Source organism: Nitratireductor sp., from assembly GCF_017794765.1.
Lineage (GTDB): Bacteria > Pseudomonadota > Alphaproteobacteria > Rhizobiales > Rhizobiaceae > Nitratireductor.
In genome coordinates, this window is record NZ_CP051236.1 from 2500810 (window position 1) to 2518425 (window position 17616).

General features: G+C 60.1%; 12 protein-coding genes. 8 read left to right on the forward strand and 4 right to left on the reverse strand.

Annotation, left to right across the window (positions count from 1 at the left end; translation table 11 throughout):
* Positions 1 to 34: 34 nt before the first annotated feature.
* The 7 genes from rseP to lpxB all read left to right on the forward strand — a co-directional run bounded on the left by rseP (position 35) and on the right by lpxB (position 8238).
* Positions 35 to 1174, forward strand: a complete 1140-nt coding sequence (gene rseP, locus HF949_RS11845; RefSeq protein ID WP_292895511.1) for an RIP metalloprotease RseP — start codon at positions 35 to 37, stop codon at positions 1172 to 1174.
* Positions 1175 to 1389: 215 nt separating this feature from the next.
* The gene (gene bamA / locus HF949_RS11850; RefSeq protein WP_292895513.1) at positions 1390 to 3759 is read left to right on the forward strand and encodes an outer membrane protein assembly factor BamA; all 2370 of its coding nucleotides are present in this window, start codon (positions 1390 to 1392) and stop codon (positions 3757 to 3759) included.
* A gap of 65 nt (positions 3760 to 3824) precedes the next feature.
* A complete protein-coding gene (gene lpxD / locus HF949_RS11855) occupies positions 3825 to 4886 on the forward strand; it encodes a UDP-3-O-(3-hydroxymyristoyl)glucosamine N-acyltransferase (RefSeq protein WP_292895515.1) in 1062 nt (353 codons plus the stop codon).
* Positions 4879 to 5349: a 3-hydroxyacyl-ACP dehydratase FabZ gene (gene fabZ / locus HF949_RS11860; protein ID WP_292895517.1), complete on the forward strand. Its 471-nt coding sequence runs from the start codon at positions 4879 to 4881 to the stop codon at positions 5347 to 5349. Before lpxD ends, fabZ begins: the two co-directional genes overlap by 8 nt.
* Positions 5350 to 5359: 10 nt before the next feature.
* Positions 5360 to 6190, forward strand: a complete 831-nt coding sequence (lpxA, locus tag HF949_RS11865) for an acyl-ACP--UDP-N-acetylglucosamine O-acyltransferase (protein WP_292895519.1) — start codon at positions 5360 to 5362, stop codon at positions 6188 to 6190.
* Positions 6174 to 7073, forward strand: coding sequence for an LpxI family protein (locus HF949_RS11870; RefSeq protein ID WP_292895521.1), 900 nt, complete (start codon positions 6174 to 6176; stop codon positions 7071 to 7073). Before lpxA ends, HF949_RS11870 begins: the two co-directional genes overlap by 17 nt.
* Positions 7063 to 8238, forward strand: coding sequence for a lipid-A-disaccharide synthase (gene lpxB, locus HF949_RS11875; protein WP_292895523.1), 1176 nt, complete (start codon positions 7063 to 7065; stop codon positions 8236 to 8238). The genes HF949_RS11870 and lpxB overlap by 11 nt, the downstream gene beginning before the upstream one ends.
* 64 nt (positions 8239 to 8302) lie before the next feature.
* Here lpxB and gltA read toward each other — a convergent pair whose 3' ends face one another.
* Entirely contained in the window at positions 8303 to 9598 is a 1296-nt protein-coding gene (gene gltA / locus HF949_RS11880) for a citrate synthase (protein WP_292895525.1), read from the reverse strand.
* Positions 9599 to 9793: 195 nt separating this feature from the next.
* Positions 9794 to 11215, reverse strand: a complete 1422-nt coding sequence (gene gltX, locus HF949_RS11885; RefSeq protein ID WP_292895527.1) for a glutamate--tRNA ligase — start codon at positions 11213 to 11215, stop codon at positions 9794 to 9796.
* 130 nt (positions 11216 to 11345) lie between these two features.
* Between gltX and HF949_RS11890 the strand changes: the two genes are divergently transcribed.
* Complete coding sequence (locus HF949_RS11890; RefSeq protein ID WP_292895529.1) at positions 11346 to 13766, forward strand: ComEC/Rec2 family competence protein; 2421 nt, start codon at positions 11346 to 11348, stop codon at positions 13764 to 13766.
* Positions 13767 to 13871: 105 nt separating this feature from the next.
* Here the strand turns inward: HF949_RS11890 and HF949_RS11895 are convergent, their stop codons facing one another.
* Both HF949_RS11895 and uvrA read right to left on the reverse strand, forming a co-directional pair.
* Complete coding sequence (locus HF949_RS11895) at positions 13872 to 14672, reverse strand: DUF72 domain-containing protein (protein WP_292895531.1); 801 nt, start codon at positions 14670 to 14672, stop codon at positions 13872 to 13874.
* Between the two features lie 7 nt (positions 14673 to 14679).
* Complete coding sequence (gene uvrA, locus HF949_RS11900) at positions 14680 to 17604, reverse strand: excinuclease ABC subunit UvrA (RefSeq protein ID WP_292895533.1); 2925 nt, start codon at positions 17602 to 17604, stop codon at positions 14680 to 14682.
* Between the last annotated feature and the right edge of the window lie 12 nt (positions 17605 to 17616).

Genomic DNA, 17616 nt, shown 5'->3' on the forward strand with positions numbered 1-17616 from the left:
ACACTGAAGCAAACCGCGATCGAGTGAGACTGACGTGATCGACTTTATGACTTCCATTTTCAGCACGAACGGCCTTTTGGTCGGAACGATCATCCCGTTCCTGTTCGTTCTGACTGTGGTCGTGTTCGTTCATGAAATGGGACACTATCTCGTCGGCCGCTGGTGCGGCATTGGGGTGAAGGCGTTCTCGATCGGTTTTGGCCCTGAGCTCTTCGGGTTCAACGACCGGCACGGCACACGCTGGAAACTGTCGGCAATCCCCCTCGGGGGGTATGTGAAGTTCACCGGCGACATGTCGGTGACCAGCACGCCCGACCCCGAATCAACCGAGCATCTGTCGCCCGACGAGTTGCGTGTGGCCTTCCACACCCAGCCTGTATGGAAGCGTGCGGCGACGGTGTTCGCCGGTCCATTCTTCAATTTTCTTCTCACCATAGCCGTGTTCGCGGTCATGTTTGCTGGCTTCGGTCGGTATGTCATGGAGCCGATGGTCGCCGAAGTGCGCCCTGACACTCCCGCCGCTGTCGCCGGGTTTCAGCCGGGGGACCGGTTTGTTTCGGTCGACGGAAGCCAGGTGCGCACCTTTGGCGATGTCCAGCGCATCGTTTCGGGCCGCGCAGGCGATGAATTGGCGTTCATTGTTCGCCGGGGCGAAGAGGAAGTGGTCCTGAAAGCCACGCCTGAGCTTCTCGAACAGAAGGATGCCCTGGGCAACACAGTGCGGATTGGCGTGATCGGTGTCGTCAACGATCAGGAGATGGGCCAGCCCCGCCTGATCGAGTTCGGTCCCATCGAGGCGCTCGGTGAAGCGGTGCGTGAAACCGGCTATGTGATCTACCGCACCGGCCAGTTTCTCAAGCGCTTCGTGGCCGGTCGGGAAGATCGATGCCAGCTTGGCGGGCCGGTCAAGATCGCGGACATGGCCGGAAAAGCGGCTCAACTCGGGTTCGAATGGCTGGTGCAACTTGTTGCATTATTGTCAGTCGGGATAGGCGTTCTTAATCTTTTGCCCATTCCCCCCCTTGATGGCGGGCATCTGGTGTTCTACGCCATAGAAGCTGTGATGCGCCGTCCCGTGTCCGAGAAGGTCATGGACGCGGTTTACCGTGTTGGTCTGTTCGCCGTTCTCGCATTCATGGGGTTTGTTTTTTGGAACGACCTGTTTGGATGCTAGGGAGGCGCGGGAAGGCAAAATGTGTAAAAATTGAGACGATATTTACCATGGCTTTGATTTTGGCGTGACGCGAATGCCACTAAGCGGTGGTTCGTAAACGCAAATTAACCAGAAGGCTTGCGTGTAGGAAAAATCTGGCTATTAGGTTAGCTGCTTTGCAAGATTGTTCCTATTTCTCGCTGCGGGGACAAAGAGAATAGAGGTTTTCAAGCCCAATGAAGGCATCTTCGAGCTTTAAGAACGCCGTTTCGGCAGTGGCCCTCTCGGCGGGGTTGGCGATGACGGGGACGATCGCCGTCGAGCTGGCCACGATGGAGGCGGCGCATGCTGCCACGGTCAGCCGAATCGAGGTGCGTGGAAACCGTCGCGTCGACGCGGAAACCATTCGCAATTACATCAACATCCGCCCGGGGCGTTCCTTCTCGCAGGACGATGTCAACGACGCCGTCAAGCGGCTCTTCGCCACCGGCCTTTTTGCGGATGTGTCGATCAGTCAGTCGGGCGGGGCGCTGGTCGTCACTGTCGACGAGTACTCGATCGTCAATCAGGTGATCTTCCAGGGCAACAAGAAGATCAAGGACGCGAATCTGGCGCGCGCCGTACAGCTGCAGCCTCGCAAGTCCTTCTCCAATCAGGCGCTTCAGGCTGATGAGGAGACCATCCGCGAAGCCTATCGTCGCATTGGTCGCGACGACGCGACCGTCAGCGGACGCACCCAGGAACTCGAGGATGGCCGCGTCAATGTCATCTTCGAGGTGCAGGAAGGTGGACGCACGAAGATTGCCGCGATCAATTTCGTCGGCAACAATGCATTCCGCGATGGCCGTCTGAAAGACGTGATTTCGACGAAGCAGTCGAACTTCCTTTCCTTCCTGCTGCGCAATGACATCTATGATGACAACCGTCTGCGCGCGGACGAGGAAACGCTGCGTCGTTTCTATTACAATCGCGGCTATGCGGATTTCCGTGTTATTTCCTCGACTGCCGATCTCGACGAGACCGAGAACGCTTACACCCTGACCTTTACCGTGGAAGAGGGCGAGCGCTATCGCTTTGGCAATATCGATGTCGAGAGCACGATCTCCGGCATTGATCCGGAAACCCTGCGTTCGCAGATCGAGACCCGTCAGGGCAGTGTCTACAGCGCCAAGAATGTCGAAGATTCCATTATCGCCCTGACCGAGCATGTCGCTGGCATGGGCTATGCGTTTGCGCAGGTCACGCCCCGTGGCAACCGCAATTTCGAAACCCGTGAGATCGATGTCGTCTATTCGATCGATGAGGGACCGCGCGCCTACATTCAGCGCATCGAAATCCGCGGCAACCAGCGTACGCGCGACTATGTCATCCGCCGTGAGTTCGACCTGAGCGAAGGCGATGCCTTCAACCAGGTGCTGGTGCAGCGTGCCAAGCGCCGTCTTGAAGCGCTGAACTTCTTCCAGACGGTCAATATCTCGACCGTTCCGGGGTCGCAGCCCGATCAGGTCATTCTGGTCGTTGATGTGGTTGAGAAATCGACCGGTGAATTCTCCATCGGTGCTGGCTACTCAACCAGCGGTGGGGTCGACAGCAGCGGCGGTTTCTCCGTGGAAGGCTCTGTCACGGAGCGCAACTTCCTGGGCCGCGGCCAGTATGTTCGCGTAGCCGCAGGCGGCGGCAAGGATTCGCGCGACTATTCGTTCTCGTTCACCGAGCCATATTTCCTCGGTCGCCGCATCTCGGCCGGTTTCGATGTTTATCGCCGCACCCGCAAGTTCGACGACAAGTATGAGCGCGACACGACAGGTGCGACGGTTCGCTTCGGTCTTCCGATCACCGAGGCACTGTCCACGCAGCTTGCCTACAACCTCTCTCAGGAGGAATATACGGGCATCGGCAGCTGTGACGCTAATCCGATTGACCCGACGAAATGTAATCTTGCACAAGCTTTGATCGAAGCGATCGGTCAGGAGAAGTGGATCAAGTCGTCGGTCAGCGGTTCGCTGATCTACAACACGATCGACGATATGAAGAACCCGCATTCGGGTCTTTATGCGAACCTGACGCTCGAGGTTGCCGGTCTCGGTGGTGATGCCAAGTTCGTGAAGGCAACCGCGCGCGGCACCTATTATCACACCTTGTCGGAAGAGCTTGACCTGGTCGGCCTCTTCACGGTGGGAGCCGGCCACATTCAGGCGCTTGATGGCGACCTGCGCGTCTTCGACCATTTCTCGAGCAGCGACCGCATCATTCGCGGCTTTGACTACAACGGCATTGGCCCTTATCAGAACTCCTCCGGTTCGGGCATCGATCACGTCGGCGGCACGACCTATTTCAATGCCTCCGCGGAAGCGCAGTTCCCGTTCCCGATCCTGCCCGAAAGCTTCGGTCTTCGTGGCGCGGTCTTTGCCGATGCCGCCACGCTTTACGGCAGCGATGTTGCCGGGGCGATCGGAACCGATATGCAGTGGCGCGCTTCGGTCGGCGCCGGCCTGATCTGGGCGTCGCCCTTCGGTCCGCTGCGTGTTGATTATGCCTACCCCGTCCTGAAGGAAGAATCCGACGACGTGGAGCATTTCAACTTCGGTATCTCGACACGCTTCTAACGGCCGCGTGTTGCTGAAGCAGTTCCGTTTAGCCCGGGCCCTTTGGGTCCGGGCGAAAGGTTTCCATGAAGGACCCTGATTTTTTTCCTCCCGCACGCCGCATTACGGCAGGCGAGGTTGCCTCGCTGACGGGAGCCGAGCTCGCTCGCCCCGAGTTGGCGGAGGTTATGATCGAGGGCGTTGCTGCCGCATCTGACGGCGGTGCCGGCATGCTGGTTTTTATTGAGGGCAAGCGCAACGCCGAGCTCGTGCGCAACACGACGGCCGCTGCTGTCTTGTGCAAGCGCGAGGCGGCGGGGCATTGTCCGGAAACCGTGGCGGTGCTTATCGCCGATAAGCCGCAGGCGGCCTTTGCGCAGATAGCGCGCCTTCTCTTCCCTCAGGCCATGAGCCCCGGAACGATGACCGGAGAGACCGGAATTTCCAACCGGGCGAGCGTCGCGGCCGATGCCGTTCTCGAGGATGGCGTGATCGTGGAACCCGGTGCCGTCATCGGAAGAGGCGTCATGATCGGCCGTGGGACGATCATTGCCCCCAACGCCGTGATCGGAACCTCGACCCGGATCGGCCGGGACAGCTATGTGGGGCCCGGCGCTTCGGTGCAATGCGCCATGGTCGGCGACCGTGTCATTCTTCACGCTGGCGTCCGGATCGGCCAGGATGGGTTCGGCTATTTGCCAGGTGCCAGGGGGCTTGAAAAGCTGCCGCAGATCGGCCGCGTCGTCATTCAGGATGATGTCGAGATCGGCGCCAACACCACAGTGGACCGCGGCGCTCTCGTTGATACGGTTATCGGGCAGGGGACGAAGATCGATAACCTGGTGCAGGTGGCGCACAATGTTCGCATCGGCCGAAGCTGCATCATCGCCGGAAACTGTGGCCTTTCGGGATCCGTGACGCTCGGCGATTTCGTCATGCTGGGTGGCAGGGTCGGCATTGCTGATCATATCAATATTGGTACCGGTGCGCAGCTTGCCGCATCCAGCGGCGTCATGAACGACGTGCCGCCGGGCGAGCGTTGGGCCGGTTCTCCCGCCCAGCCGATACGCGAGGCCTTTCGCGAGCTGGCTGCCCTGCGGGGGCTGGTAGACGGGAAGAGAAAGAAGATGAGGGACGGGGATGAGTGACACCGCTTCGACCACGCTTGAAAGCCTGGATATCATGGATCTGATGCGGTTACTTCCGCATCGTTATCCTTTTCTTCTGGTCGACAGGATCATCGAGATTGATGGCGACCGTTCCGCCATCGGCATCAAGAATGTCACCATGAACGAGCCTCATTTCACGGGGCATTTTCCGACGCAACCGGTGATGCCGGGCGTCCTGATCGTTGAGGCGATGGCGCAGACTGCTGGCGCGATCTGCATCAACAATGCCGGCGACGACAGTCCCTCACTGGTCTATTTCATGACCATCGATAACGCGAAGTTCCGCAAGCCGGTGGTTCCCGGCGACCGTCTTGAGATCCATGTGACCAAGGTTAAACAACGCGGGAACATCTGGAAGTTTGATTGCGTCGCCAAGGTGGACGAGGCCAAGGTTGCCGAGGCCGTCATTTCGGCGATGATGTCTGTGGAACAGGCGAGCTGACGGGAATTTCATGCCGCGCGACACTGTCATTCACCCTTCGGCTGTCATTGAACCTGGCGCAGAACTGGGCCAGGGGGTTCGTATCGGACCTTTTTGCCACGTATCTTCAGGCGCCCGGCTGCACGATGACGTGGAACTGATCGGCCACGTGACCATCATGGGCGACACGACACTTGGCGAGGCATGCCAGGTCTATCCGCAGGCCGTTCTTGGTGCCCCCCCGCAAAACTTCAAGCACAAGGGTGGCAAGAGCACGCTCGAGGTCGGGGCGCACTGCGTTATCCGCGAAGGGGTGACTTTTCATGCCGGCACGGACACCAGTCGCGGAAAGACCAGGGTCGGTTCGCACGGCCTCTTCATGGCCTACTCGCATGTGGCCCACGACAGCGATGTGGGCAATCATGTCACCATGGCGAATTATGCCGGCCTCGGCGGTCATGCCGAGATTGGCGATCATGTGATCATTTCGGGCTATGCCGCAGTCCATCAGTTCGTGCGGATTGGCCATCACGCATTTTTGGGCGGCTTTGCCGCCGTGGTGGGCGATGTCATCCCCTACGGAATGGCGGTGGGGGATCGCGCATGTCTGCGCGGTCTCAATCTCATCGGTCTCAAACGCTCCGGCATGCCGCGAGAGGATATTGCAGCCCTGAGGAAGGCCTACAGGATGCTCTTCGCGGAGGGTAATTCGCTGGATGAGAACGCCCGCGCTGTCCGCAGCGCCTATCCCTCTTCACAGCTGATCGGCGATATTGTTGCCTTTGTTGGTGGCCGGGACAAGCGTCACTTCACCCTCCCGGCGCGTGGCAGAGGCGCCTCCGAGGATGATGATACAGGCTGATAAACAACCGGTTCTGCCGGAGGCCTCCCGCATCGCGGTTGTGGCCGGCAGCGGAGCACTGCCACGGGATGTGGTCCGCACTCTCGTTAAGGGCGGGCACAGGCCGATTGTCATTGCCATTGAAGGTGAAGCAGACTGGCTCGGTGGCGAGAATGTCGCCGAGTTCGACCTTTGGCCAGCCCCCGCCGAACGCTTGGCATTGTTCCTGCCAAAGCTGCAACGCGCCGGCGTGACGCATCTCGTGCTTGCCGGAGGCGTGAGCCGCCGGCCGCCCATTGTGAAAGTCAGGTTGGGATGGGACGTTTTTCGCGCTCTTCCCAAACTCGTGACCGCTTACGCGAAAGGGGACGACGGGCTCCTGCGCGCCGTGATAGCGTATATAGAATCCAGGGGAATTCGCGTGTTGGGCGCGCATGAGATTGCGCCGGAGCTTCTCGCGCCGGAAGGTGTAATGACCCGCATCAGCCCGAAAGCATCGGACAGAATGGATCTGCAGGCCGCCTATGAGGCAGCCCGGGTGATCGGTTCGCTCGACATCGGTCAGGCGGCGATCGCTGTGGGCGGCCGGGCTGTGGCTCTGGAAGGGATTGAAGGAACTGCAGGGTTGCTTGAGCGTATGCAAGGCATGCGCCACCATGGTCGCCTTGCGGGAAAGACGGGTGGAGCACTTGTGAAATGCGCCAAGCCGGATCAGGAAAAACGCGCCGACATGCCGACCATCGGCCCTGACACGATAAAGGCGGCACATGCTGCCGGGCTCGCCGGTGTCGGGGTCGAGGCCGGACGCTCGCTGATTCTTGATTATGCGACCACGGTCAGACTGGCAGACGAGCACGGCCTGTTCGTGATCGGACTTGATCCGGAGGCGAAGGATGAACGCTGATCGCCGCCCTTTGAGGATTGCCATTATCGCCGGTGAGGAATCCGGGGATCTTCTGGGGGCAGACCTCATAGAGGCGCTGAGCAGGATGAGCGGGGCGAATGTCGAGCTTATGGGGGTTGGGGGGCGAGGACTCATCGCGCACGGTCTGGACTCGATTTTTGATGCCCAAGAAATCGCCCTGATGGGGATCAGCGCCATTGTGCGCGACCTGCCCAGACTAATACGCCGCATCGGCCAGACGGCAAAGGCCATTGCTGACGCAGAGCCCGACTGCCTGATCACCATCGACAGTCCGGAGTTCAGCCTCCGCGTCGCAAAGAAGGTGCGCGCGCTCGCACCCTCCATCCCGATTATCCACTACGTGTGTCCAAGCGTTTGGGCGTGGCGGCCGGGAAGGGCGCCTGCCATGCGCCCGCATGTCGACGAGGTTCTCTGCCTTTTGCCGTTCGAACCGGCGGAACTGGAACGGCTCGGCGGCCCGACCGGCACCTTCGTGGGCCATCGCCTGGCAAGCGAGCCGAATATTCTGGCTGCGGCGCAGGCGCATCTGTCAGGGGCGGCCAAAGCGTCTGACGGGCAGCGGTCCCTGCTTCTCCTGCCTGGATCACGCCGTGGCGAGGTCTCGCGTCTTCTCCAGCCTTTTGGAGAAACCGTGCGCCACCTTCATGACGCCGGTCACGACTTCCGTGTGGTGATGCCCACCGTTCCGCACGTTTCGTCCATGATCGAGGCTGCGGTGAAGGACTGGCCCCAAAAACCCGAGATCATCCTCGATCACGAGCGCAAATGGCAGGCCTTCGCCGAGGCAGATGCAGCACTGGCGTGTTCAGGAACCGTCTCTCTGGAGCTGGCTCTCGCGCGCGTGCCGACGATCCTTTGCTACAAGACGGATTTCGCGGCGCGCGCGCTCATTCCGCTGATCACGGTGTGGTCTGCGGCCCTGCCGAATCTGATCGCCGGTTGGCCGGTCGTGCCTGAACATTTCAATCAATATATCCGGCCGTCATATCTCGCCCGTCAGGTCACGACATTGTGGGACGAAAAGCCCGCGCGCGCCGCACAGATGTCCGGTTTCCAGGAAATCGCCGACGCTCTGGCTACAGAAAGACCCTCCGGCGAGATCGCCGCGCAGGTGGTGCTCCGGCACATCGCACGCGCCGCCTGAACCAGACCCGCATAAAAAAAAGCCCCGCCTATGACAGCGGGGCATTTTTGTCGTCGATCAGAGCTTAGCGCTTGGCGATCGGCACATAGTCGCGCTGGGTTGCGCCCGTGTAGAGCTGGCGCGGGCGACCGATCTTCTGCTTCGGATCCTCAATCATCTCTTTCCACTGGGCGATCCAGCCGACGGTGCGCGCGAGCGCAAAAAGCACCGTGAACATGGTGGTGGGGAAACCCAGTGCCTTCAGCGTGATGCCGGAATAGAAGTCGATGTTCGGGTATAGCTTCTTCTCGATGAAGTACTCATCTGTCAGCGCGATACGCTCCAGCTCCATGGCGATGTCGAGCTGCGGATCGTCCTTGATGCCCAGTTCGCTTAACACCTCGTGGCAGGTCTTCTGCATGATCTTCGCGCGCGGGTCGTAGTTCTTGTAGACCCGGTGGCCAAAGCCCATGAGGCGGAATGGATCGTTCTTGTCCTTGGCGCGATCAATGAACTCGGGAATGCGATCGACCGAACCGATTTCGTCCAGCATGTTGAGCGCCGCCTCGTTTGCGCCCCCATGGGCAGGGCCCCACAGGCAGGCGATGCCAGCGGCGATGCAGGCAAACGGATTGGCGCCGGAAGAGCCGGCCAGACGCACCGTCGAGGTGGAAGCGTTCTGCTCGTGGTCGGCATGCAGGATGAAAATCCGCTCCATGGCGCGCGCCAGAACCGGGTTCACCTTGTATTCCTCGCACGGGACCGAGAAGCACATGTGCAGGAAGTTCGCCGCATAGCCGAGGTCGTTCTTCGGATAAACGAAGGGCTGCCCGACGTGATACTTGTAGGCCATCGCCGCAATGGTCGGCATTTTCGCGATCATGCGCAGGCTAGCCACCATGCGCTGATGCGGGTCGGAAATATCCGTGGAATCGTGATAGAATGCCGACATGGCGCCCACCACACCGCACATAACCGCCATCGGGTGCGCGTCACGGCGAAAACCGGTGAAGAAGCGATTCATCTGCTCATGCACCATTGTGTGGTGCGTCACGCGGTAGTCGAAATCCTCCTTCTGCGCCTTGGTTGGCAGTTCGCCATAAAGCAGCAGATAGCAGGTCTCCAGAAAATCGCCGTGCTCGGCCAGTTGCTCAATCGGATAGCCGCGGTGGAGAAGGATGCCTTCATCGCCGTCAATATAGGTGATCTTCGATTCGCAGCTTGCCGTGGAGGTGAAGCCCGGATCGTAAGTGAACATCCCGGTGTCTTTGTAGAGCGAGGTGATGTTGACGACATCCGGGCCCACGCTACCCTTCAAAATCTCGAATTCGTGCCCGTTTTCCTGGCCGCCAATTTCCAGCTTCGCAGTTGGTTTGGTCATCGCAATCACCTCTCACTTCAAGGAACTTGGCGCCAGAAAACTGTCGCCCAAACAATATTGCCGGCGGTCGAGCGCGCGAAATAGCTAACGCATTTCCCCCGTGGTGCCAAGCGCGTGCAGCATCTGAATATTGCAGTGCAGCACACCCCTGGTGATCAAACCCAGTCCGCAAGCCTGATCCTCTGCGGGACGAAGCTAGGCAGCCTGATCGCGGATTCGCGCCAAACTCTCCTCTCGCCCAAGAACGGAAAGAACATCGAAGATGCCTGGCGATGTGGTGCGCCCGACGAGCGCTGCCCTCAACGGTTGGGCGACTTTGCCAAGCTTGCGTTCGGTCTGTTCCGCGAAAGCGCGGACAGCTGCTTCGATATTCGCAAGGGTCCAATCGTCGACATTTTGCAATACGGGAAGAATTTCCGCAAGCAGTTGACGCGCATTCTCATCCAGCAGCTGATCGGCTTTTTCATCGATTGAGAGCGGTCTTTCCGCGAACAGAAAGCCCGCGCTATCAACAAGTTCAACCAAGGTTTTGGCGCGCTCTTTCAAGCCCGGAAGAGCCTGTAAAAACTGGTCTTTCCGCGTCTCGTCCAGAGCGTCGAGGAGTGCTTTTCCTCCTTCGAGATACGGCAGTGTATCGATCAGAATGTCGAGCAACCTTGCATCGTCCATCTGCCGCATATGCACGCCGTTGAGCGCTTCCAGCTTCTGGAAGTCGAAGCGTGCGGCGCCCTTGTTCACGTCGGTGATGTCGAACCAGCGAATCATGTCTTCGTCGGACATGATCTCGTCGTCTCCATGGCTCCAGCCCAATCGTGCCAGATAGTTGCGCAAGGCCGAGGGAAGGTAACCCATCTCCCTATAAGCCTCGACGCCCAGCGCGCCATGCCGTTTGGAGAGTTTCGCGCCGTCTGGCCCATGAATAAGCGGGATATGGGCCATCACCGGCACCTCCCAGCCCATGGCCCTGTAGATCACTGTCTGGCGTGCGGCATTGGTCAGATGATCGTCGCCGCGGATGATGTGTGTGACGCCCATATCATGGTCGTCCACCACCACGGCATGCATGTATGTGGGGGATCCATCGGAACGCAGGATAATGAAATCGTCGAGATCCTTGTTGGGAAAGCGCACCATGCCCTGCACCTGATCCTCGACGACGGTTTCCCCGTCTTGCGGTGTCTTGATACGGATGACCGGCTTGATCCCTTCAGGAGCCTCCGACGGATCACGGTCACGCCAGGTACCGTCATAGCGGGGTGGGCGCCCCTCGGCGCGCGCCTTCTCACGCATCGCTTCCAGCTCTTCGGGCGAGCTGTAGCAGTAGTAGGCTTCTCCCTTGGCAACGAGCTCCTCCGCGACCGCGCGGTGCCGGTCTGCCCGCGCAAACTGGGAGACAGGCTCGCCATCGCAATCGAGTCCGAGCCAGGCAAGCCCGTCGAGGATTGCGGCGGTGGCCTCTTCGGTCGAACGCTGCCGGTCGGTGTCTTCGATGCGCAACAGCATTTTCCCGCCGGTATGGCGCGCATAAAGCCAGTTGAATAGGGCCGTTCGCGCACCGCCGATGTGCAAATATCCGGTGGGTGAGGGCGCAAAGCGCGTGACGACGGGTCTGCTCATGAATCTATCCCGGGATTTGATGCGGTCTCACGGCCTTTTGAAAGGTATGCGATACCGCAGGTGGTCTTTGGCTGGCTGTCATGTAGCATAGAACGGTCGGGGCGCAAGCATGGCACGGGGAGGCCAGGCGATGGGGGGCGAACTGGCGGTTGCAGAGAGCGACGAGCGGGCCCAGTTCGCTGTCGGCGCGCAAACGCCGGAAGCTGAAGACGCAACACAGAGCATTGGAGTGTGGCCGGCGCGCCCCGTGTATGCGCCGGTTGCAGCACGAAAGCTCGTTTTGCTCGCCCCGCTCTGGCAGACGTGGAGTGCAGGGATACACGCTGCACTCTCGCAGGAATCATCTAGAGGCACGCTGTTCCTTTGGCTCCCTGTCCTGCTTGGCGGCGGCGCACTTGCATATTTCGCATTGCCGGTCGAACCGCCAGCCTATGCTGTCGTCAGCGGTCTGCTCGCGCTCACCCTTGTGGCTTTCCTGGCGTCGGGAAAACCTGTTCTTCGTGTCGCCGCCCTTGCCGCATTGATCGTTCTTCTCGGGCTTTCATGCGCGAAGGTCGAAACCTGGCGGGCCGCCACACCCATGCTCGGTGCCGACGTGACGACGCGGCTTACGGCCCGCGTGGTCAGCATTGAGCCGCGAGCGAACGGGCGCTCTCGTTTGACCGTGGATGTGGTTGCCACCGAACGCCCGCACTTGCGCTATGCGCCGGAGCGCGCGCGTTTGTCGGCACGCTCCATCCCAGACGGATTGAGCCCGGGCGATGGAGTTCAGGGCCTCGTGCGCCTCATGACACCCTCGGGTCCGGTGCGCCCGCACGCCTACGATTTTTCGTTTGAGAGCTATTTTGACGGCCTCGGGGCTGTGGGCTTTTTCATGCGGGAGCCGGAGCGTGTCGAGATCGACCGGCCATTCGGAAGAGCGAAGTGGGCTTTATCCACGCTCCAGGGATTGCGGGAGTCTCTTGCCGAGAGACTTCGCAGCCGGGTGGGAGGAGCGGAAGGAGAGGTGGCTGCGGCGCTGATTACCGGGATGAGAGGGGGCATACCGGAACATTACAATGAAGATCTGCGTCGGGCCGGATTGGCGCATGTTCTTGCCATTTCGGGGCTGCACATGGCACTCGCGGCCTTCACGATAATTGGCGCTGCAAGGCTGGGCTTCGCGTTGTTCCCCGGTTTTTCTTCGCGTCATCCGGTGCGCAAATACGCAGCGGCTGTCGCCCTGCTTGTCTGTTTCTTCTATTTGCTCGTCTCCGGTGGCGGTGTGGCGGCTCAGCGCAGCTTTCTCATGCTCGCGGTCATGCTCCTGGCCCTGTTGTTCGATCGCGCTGCTTTAACCATGCGCAACCTGGCTGTTGCGGCCCTGATCGTGATTGTCACGACGCCCCACGAAGTCGTGGGACCGGGCTTCCAGATGTCTTTTTCGGCAACTGCGGCACTCATCGCCGGCTATGCGGCGTGGAATGCGCACCGCGCCAAACGGCTCTCCCGAAAACCGTATGTGGAGCGGAAAGGCACTGCGAGGCTCGTCCATCTCATCTTCATCTCTATCGGCGGTATCGCGCTCACATCGCTGATCGCCGGGACAGCGACAACCCTCTATGGTGTGTGGCATTTCCAGCGGGCATCGCCACTTGCTCTTGGAGCCAACCTGGCGGCAATGCCCGTGGTTTCTCTGGTGGTGATGCCTTCGGCCGTGGCGGCGATAGCCACAATGCCGCTCAACCTTGATGGATGGCCATTGGCCTTGATGGGGTGGGGTATCTCGACGGTCATGGGCATCGCCCGGTGGTTTTCTGAGCAAACCCCCTTCGATGCGACCGGCGCGATACCACTCTCCGCCACGCTGAGCCTGACCGCTGCGCTTGCAATCCTCACCATGACAACGACCAGACTGCGGTTGGCTGCGCTGCCCTTTCTTGTGTTGGGGCTCATCCTCGTTTCAGCGCGCGGTCTGCCTGATGTTTTCGTATCCGAAGATGCGCGACTGGTGGCTGTGCGCGCGCACGATGGCGCCCTTACAGTCAACCGCAAGAGACCCAACGCGTTTTCTCTGGAAAACTGGCTGCGAGCTGCCGGAACAGAAGCAGTCCGCAAACCGGAAGTGTTGAGAGGAGCGGGGACGGCCGCGCTCCTCGCCCGGGCGACGACAAATCACTTTCTGTGCAACGATGCTTTCTGCGTGCTGCGCCATGAACGTGGAGCGATCATTGCGCATGTGATGAAAACCGAGCTGCCCACGTCCCGCCTGCTTCTTCATGAACTGTGTGGGGCCACGGATCTCATCGTCATCAATGATGCGCGTATCGATCGACCGTGTAAGGCCGGTCGTGCACAAACAATCACGGCGCGTACCCTGGCTCGACGGGGGAGCGCCGAGATACGGTTAGGACACAATGGTTCTGATCCGTCCCTGATCAGGATTGCTTTTGCGATCAGTGAACCCTATCGACCATGGCATGAGCAGCGCCAGTTTTCACGCGCCGCTCGCGGCCTGGGACCATACAAACGCACCCGGAAAACTTCCGGGAAACCCGATAAAAACTCGTAAAAAAAACCGAGCCTTAAGTCAAAGATCAAAGGCTTTTATTTAGCCCGCGCCCCGACCTGTGACCGGTCGCGCCAAGACTTAAAGAACGGCACTGCCCACGGTGAGCTAGCCCGCACGCTCCATGAATGCTCTGGCGGCATGCGGCGCGCGGATCTTTCCTTCATGGATGAAATAGACGAACACATCTCGCGGCTCTCTCTCCGGCGTGAAGGCCTGGTCCATGAGAGGCAGGTCGTCTGGCTGGCCGCCCTCGGCCCAAAGCTTCGCGCGCTTGACCCATGCATCAAGCTCTGTGGGAGCATAAGCTGTCGGAATATCGTCCTCGCCGCGCTGAAGACGGGCATAAACGAAATCACCGGTCACATCGGCGACTTCCGGATATGTGTTGTGATGCGCATAGCAGATCGCGGCACCATACTTGCGCACGAGTTGAGGAAACTCCGGCGTACAGAAGGTCTCGTTGCGCACTTCCAGAACGTGTCGGAGCCGAACCCCGTCGCGCTCGGATGGTAGAAGCTGCAGAAATCCCTCAAAATCCTCCGGGTCGAACTTTTTGGTAGGAGCGAACTGCCAGACGAGCGGGCCGAGCTTCTCCCCGATCTCGGAAATGCCTGAGCCAAGAAATTTCTCAAGAGATTCAGATGCTTCCGAAAGCACCTTACGGTTCGTCACAAAGCGGTTGCCTTTGAGTGAAAACACAAACCCTTCCGGCGCCTCACTCGCCCATTTGGCATAGGTCGCCGGTTTCTGGCTGCCGTAATAGGTGCCGTTCACCTCGATCGTTGGCACCTGTCGTGAGGCATATTCGAGCTGCCGCTTCTTTGGCAGGTCATCCGGGTAGAATGTTCCTTCCCAAGGCTGAAACGTCCAGCCGCCCATGCCCGCGCGAATGGTGCCAGTAGTCATGGGTCTCTTACTCCGCTGCCTGTGCCTTGCCCGCAGGCCGGCGCTCGAGAAGTTCTTTGAGGAATTTGCCGGTGTAGCTGCGCGGTTCCGCCATGATGTCGTCTATGGAGCCCGAGGCAACCAGTTCGCCGCCGCCATCGCCGCCCTCCGGTCCAAGATCGAGAATCCAGTCGGCGGTCTTGATGACTTCCAGATTGTGTTCGATCACGACGACCGTGTTGCCCTGATCGACCAGCTCATGCAGCACTTCAAGCAGCTTTGCCACATCATGAAAATGGAGGCCGGTGGTGGGCTCGTCCAGAATGTAGAGCGTGCGTCCAGTGGCCCGTTTCGAGAGCTCCTTGGCGAGCTTGATGCGCTGCGCCTCACCGCCCGAAAGGGTCGTGGCCTGCTGCCCGATATGGATATAGCCGAGGCCGACACGGGCCAGGGTGACCAGCTTGTCGCGAACGGCGGGCACGGCTGCGAAAAATTCCACCCCTTCGTCCACCGTCATTTCCAGCACGTCGGCAATAGACTTGCCCTTGAAGGTCACTTCCAGTGTTTCGCGATTGTAGCGCTTGCCGTGGCAGACATCGCAGGTCACGTAAACATCCGGCAGAAAGTGCATCTCGATCTTGATCACGCCGTCACCCTGGCAGGCCTCGCAGCGACCGCCCTTGACGTTGAACGAAAAGCGTCCGGGCTGGTAGCCACGCGCCTTTGCTTCGGGCAGGCCCGCAAACCAGTCACGGATTGGCGTGAACGCACCGGTATAGGTTGCCGGGTTGGAGCGCGGGGTCCGTCCGATCGGCGACTGATCGATGTCGATCACCTTGTCGAGATGTTCCAGGCCTTCGATCCTGTCGTGTTCGGCGGGCTGTTCCCGTGACCCCATGATCCGCCGAGACGCGGCTTTGAAAACCGTCTCGATGAGAAGTGTCGACTTGCCGCCGCCCGAAACGCCGGTGACGCAGGCAAACGTGCCGAGCGGCACTTCCGCCGTCACGTCCTTCAAATTGTTTCCACGCGCCCCCACCACGCGGATACGCCGCTTCTTGGGGATTTCCCGGCGCTGCTCGGGCATCTTGATCCCCATCGCACCGGTCAGATACTTGCCGGTGACGGAGGCCGGGTTGGCCATGATGTCGCGCGGGGTTCCTTCGGCGATGATCTGTCCGCCATGAACGCCGGCCGCCGGCCCGATGTCGACCACGTGGTCCGCCGTCAGAATTGCATCCTCGTCATGCTCGACCACGATCACCGTGTTGCCGAGGTCACGCAAATGCCTGAGTGTTGCCAGAAGCCGGTCATTGTCGCGCTGATGCAGGCCGATGGACGGTTCGTCAAGCACGTAGAGAACCCCCGTCAGACCCGAGCCGATCTGCGAGGCAAGCCGGATGCGCTGGCTCTCGCCGCCTGACAGCGTGCCCGAATTGCGCGACAGCGTCAGATAGTCGAGCCCCACATCGTTGAGAAAGCGCAGCCGCTCGCGGATTTCCTTCAGGATACGAACCGCGATCTCGTTCTGCTTGTCGTTGAGACGTTTTGGCAGATCCTCGAACCATGCACCCGCTTTGCGGATCGACATTTCTGTGACCTGACCGATATGCAGACCGTCGATTTTCACGGCCAGCGCCTCGGGTTTCAGGCGGTGGCCGCCACAGGCCGGGCAGGGGTGGGCCGACATGTAGCGCTCGATCTCCTCGCGCATCCAGGCCGATTCCGTCTCCTTCCAGCGACGCTGGAGATTGACCACCACACCCTCAAACGGCTTCGTGGTGCGATAGCTGCGCAGGCCGTCATCATAATCGAAAACGATCTTCTTCGACCCCGTGCCGTTCAGGATCGCATCCTGTCCCTCCGCCGGCAGGTCGCGCCAGCGGTCGCCGACCTTGAAGCCATATTCACGGCCAAGCGCCTCCAGCGTCTGCAGATAATAGGGCGAGGTCGATTTTGCCCAGGGCGCGATCGCGCCTTCGCGCAGGATCGCATTGTCGTCCGGAACCACCAGGTTCGGATCGATGGCGCGCTGGCTGCCGAGCCCGTCGCAGGTGGGGCAGGCGCCCGCCGGATTGTTGAACGAAAACAGACGCGGCTCGATCTCCGGGATCGTGAAACCTGATACGGGACAGGCGAACTTTTCCGAAAAGACGACCCGCTCATGCGTCTCGTTCTTTGACTTGTTCGCCCCACCGCCCCTGGCCGTTGCCTCGTCGGAAAGCGGCTTGTCGGCAAACTCGGCAATTGCCAGTCCTTCGGCAAGCTTCAGACAGGTCTCAAGCGAGTCGGCAAGGCGTGTCGCCAGGTCATCGCGTACCACGACGCGGTCAACCACCACGTCGATGTCGTGCTTGTATTTCTTGTCGAGCGCCGGCACCTCGGCAATTTCGTAGAACGTGCCGTCCACCTTGACGCGTTGAAACCCCTTCTTCTGGAGCTCGGCCATTTCCTTGCGATATTCGCCTTTGCGCCCGCGCACGATGGGGGCGAGAATATAAAGCCGCGTGCCTTCCTCAAGCGCCATCACCCGGTCGACCATCTGGCTGACCGTCTGGCTTTCGATGGGCAGGCCGGTTGCCGGTGAATAGGGCACGCCCACCCGCGCGAAAAGCAGGCGCATATAGTCATAGATCTCCGTCACCGTACCAACGGTGGAGCGGGGGTTCTTCGACGTTGTCTTCTGTTCGATGGAAATCGCTGGTGAAAGCCCGTCGATCTGATCCACATCCGGCTTCTGCATCATTTCCAGGAACTGACGCGCATAGGCCGAAAGGCTCTCCACATAGCGCCGCTGCCCCTCGGCATAGATCGTATCGAAGGCGAGCGACGACTTTCCCGAACCCGAAAGGCCCGTCATGACGATCAGCTTCTCGCGCGGCAGGTCGAGATCGACATTCTTCAGATTGTGCTCACGCGCGCCGCGGATGGTAATGAATTTGTGTTCTGGCATGCCCCGTCGCTG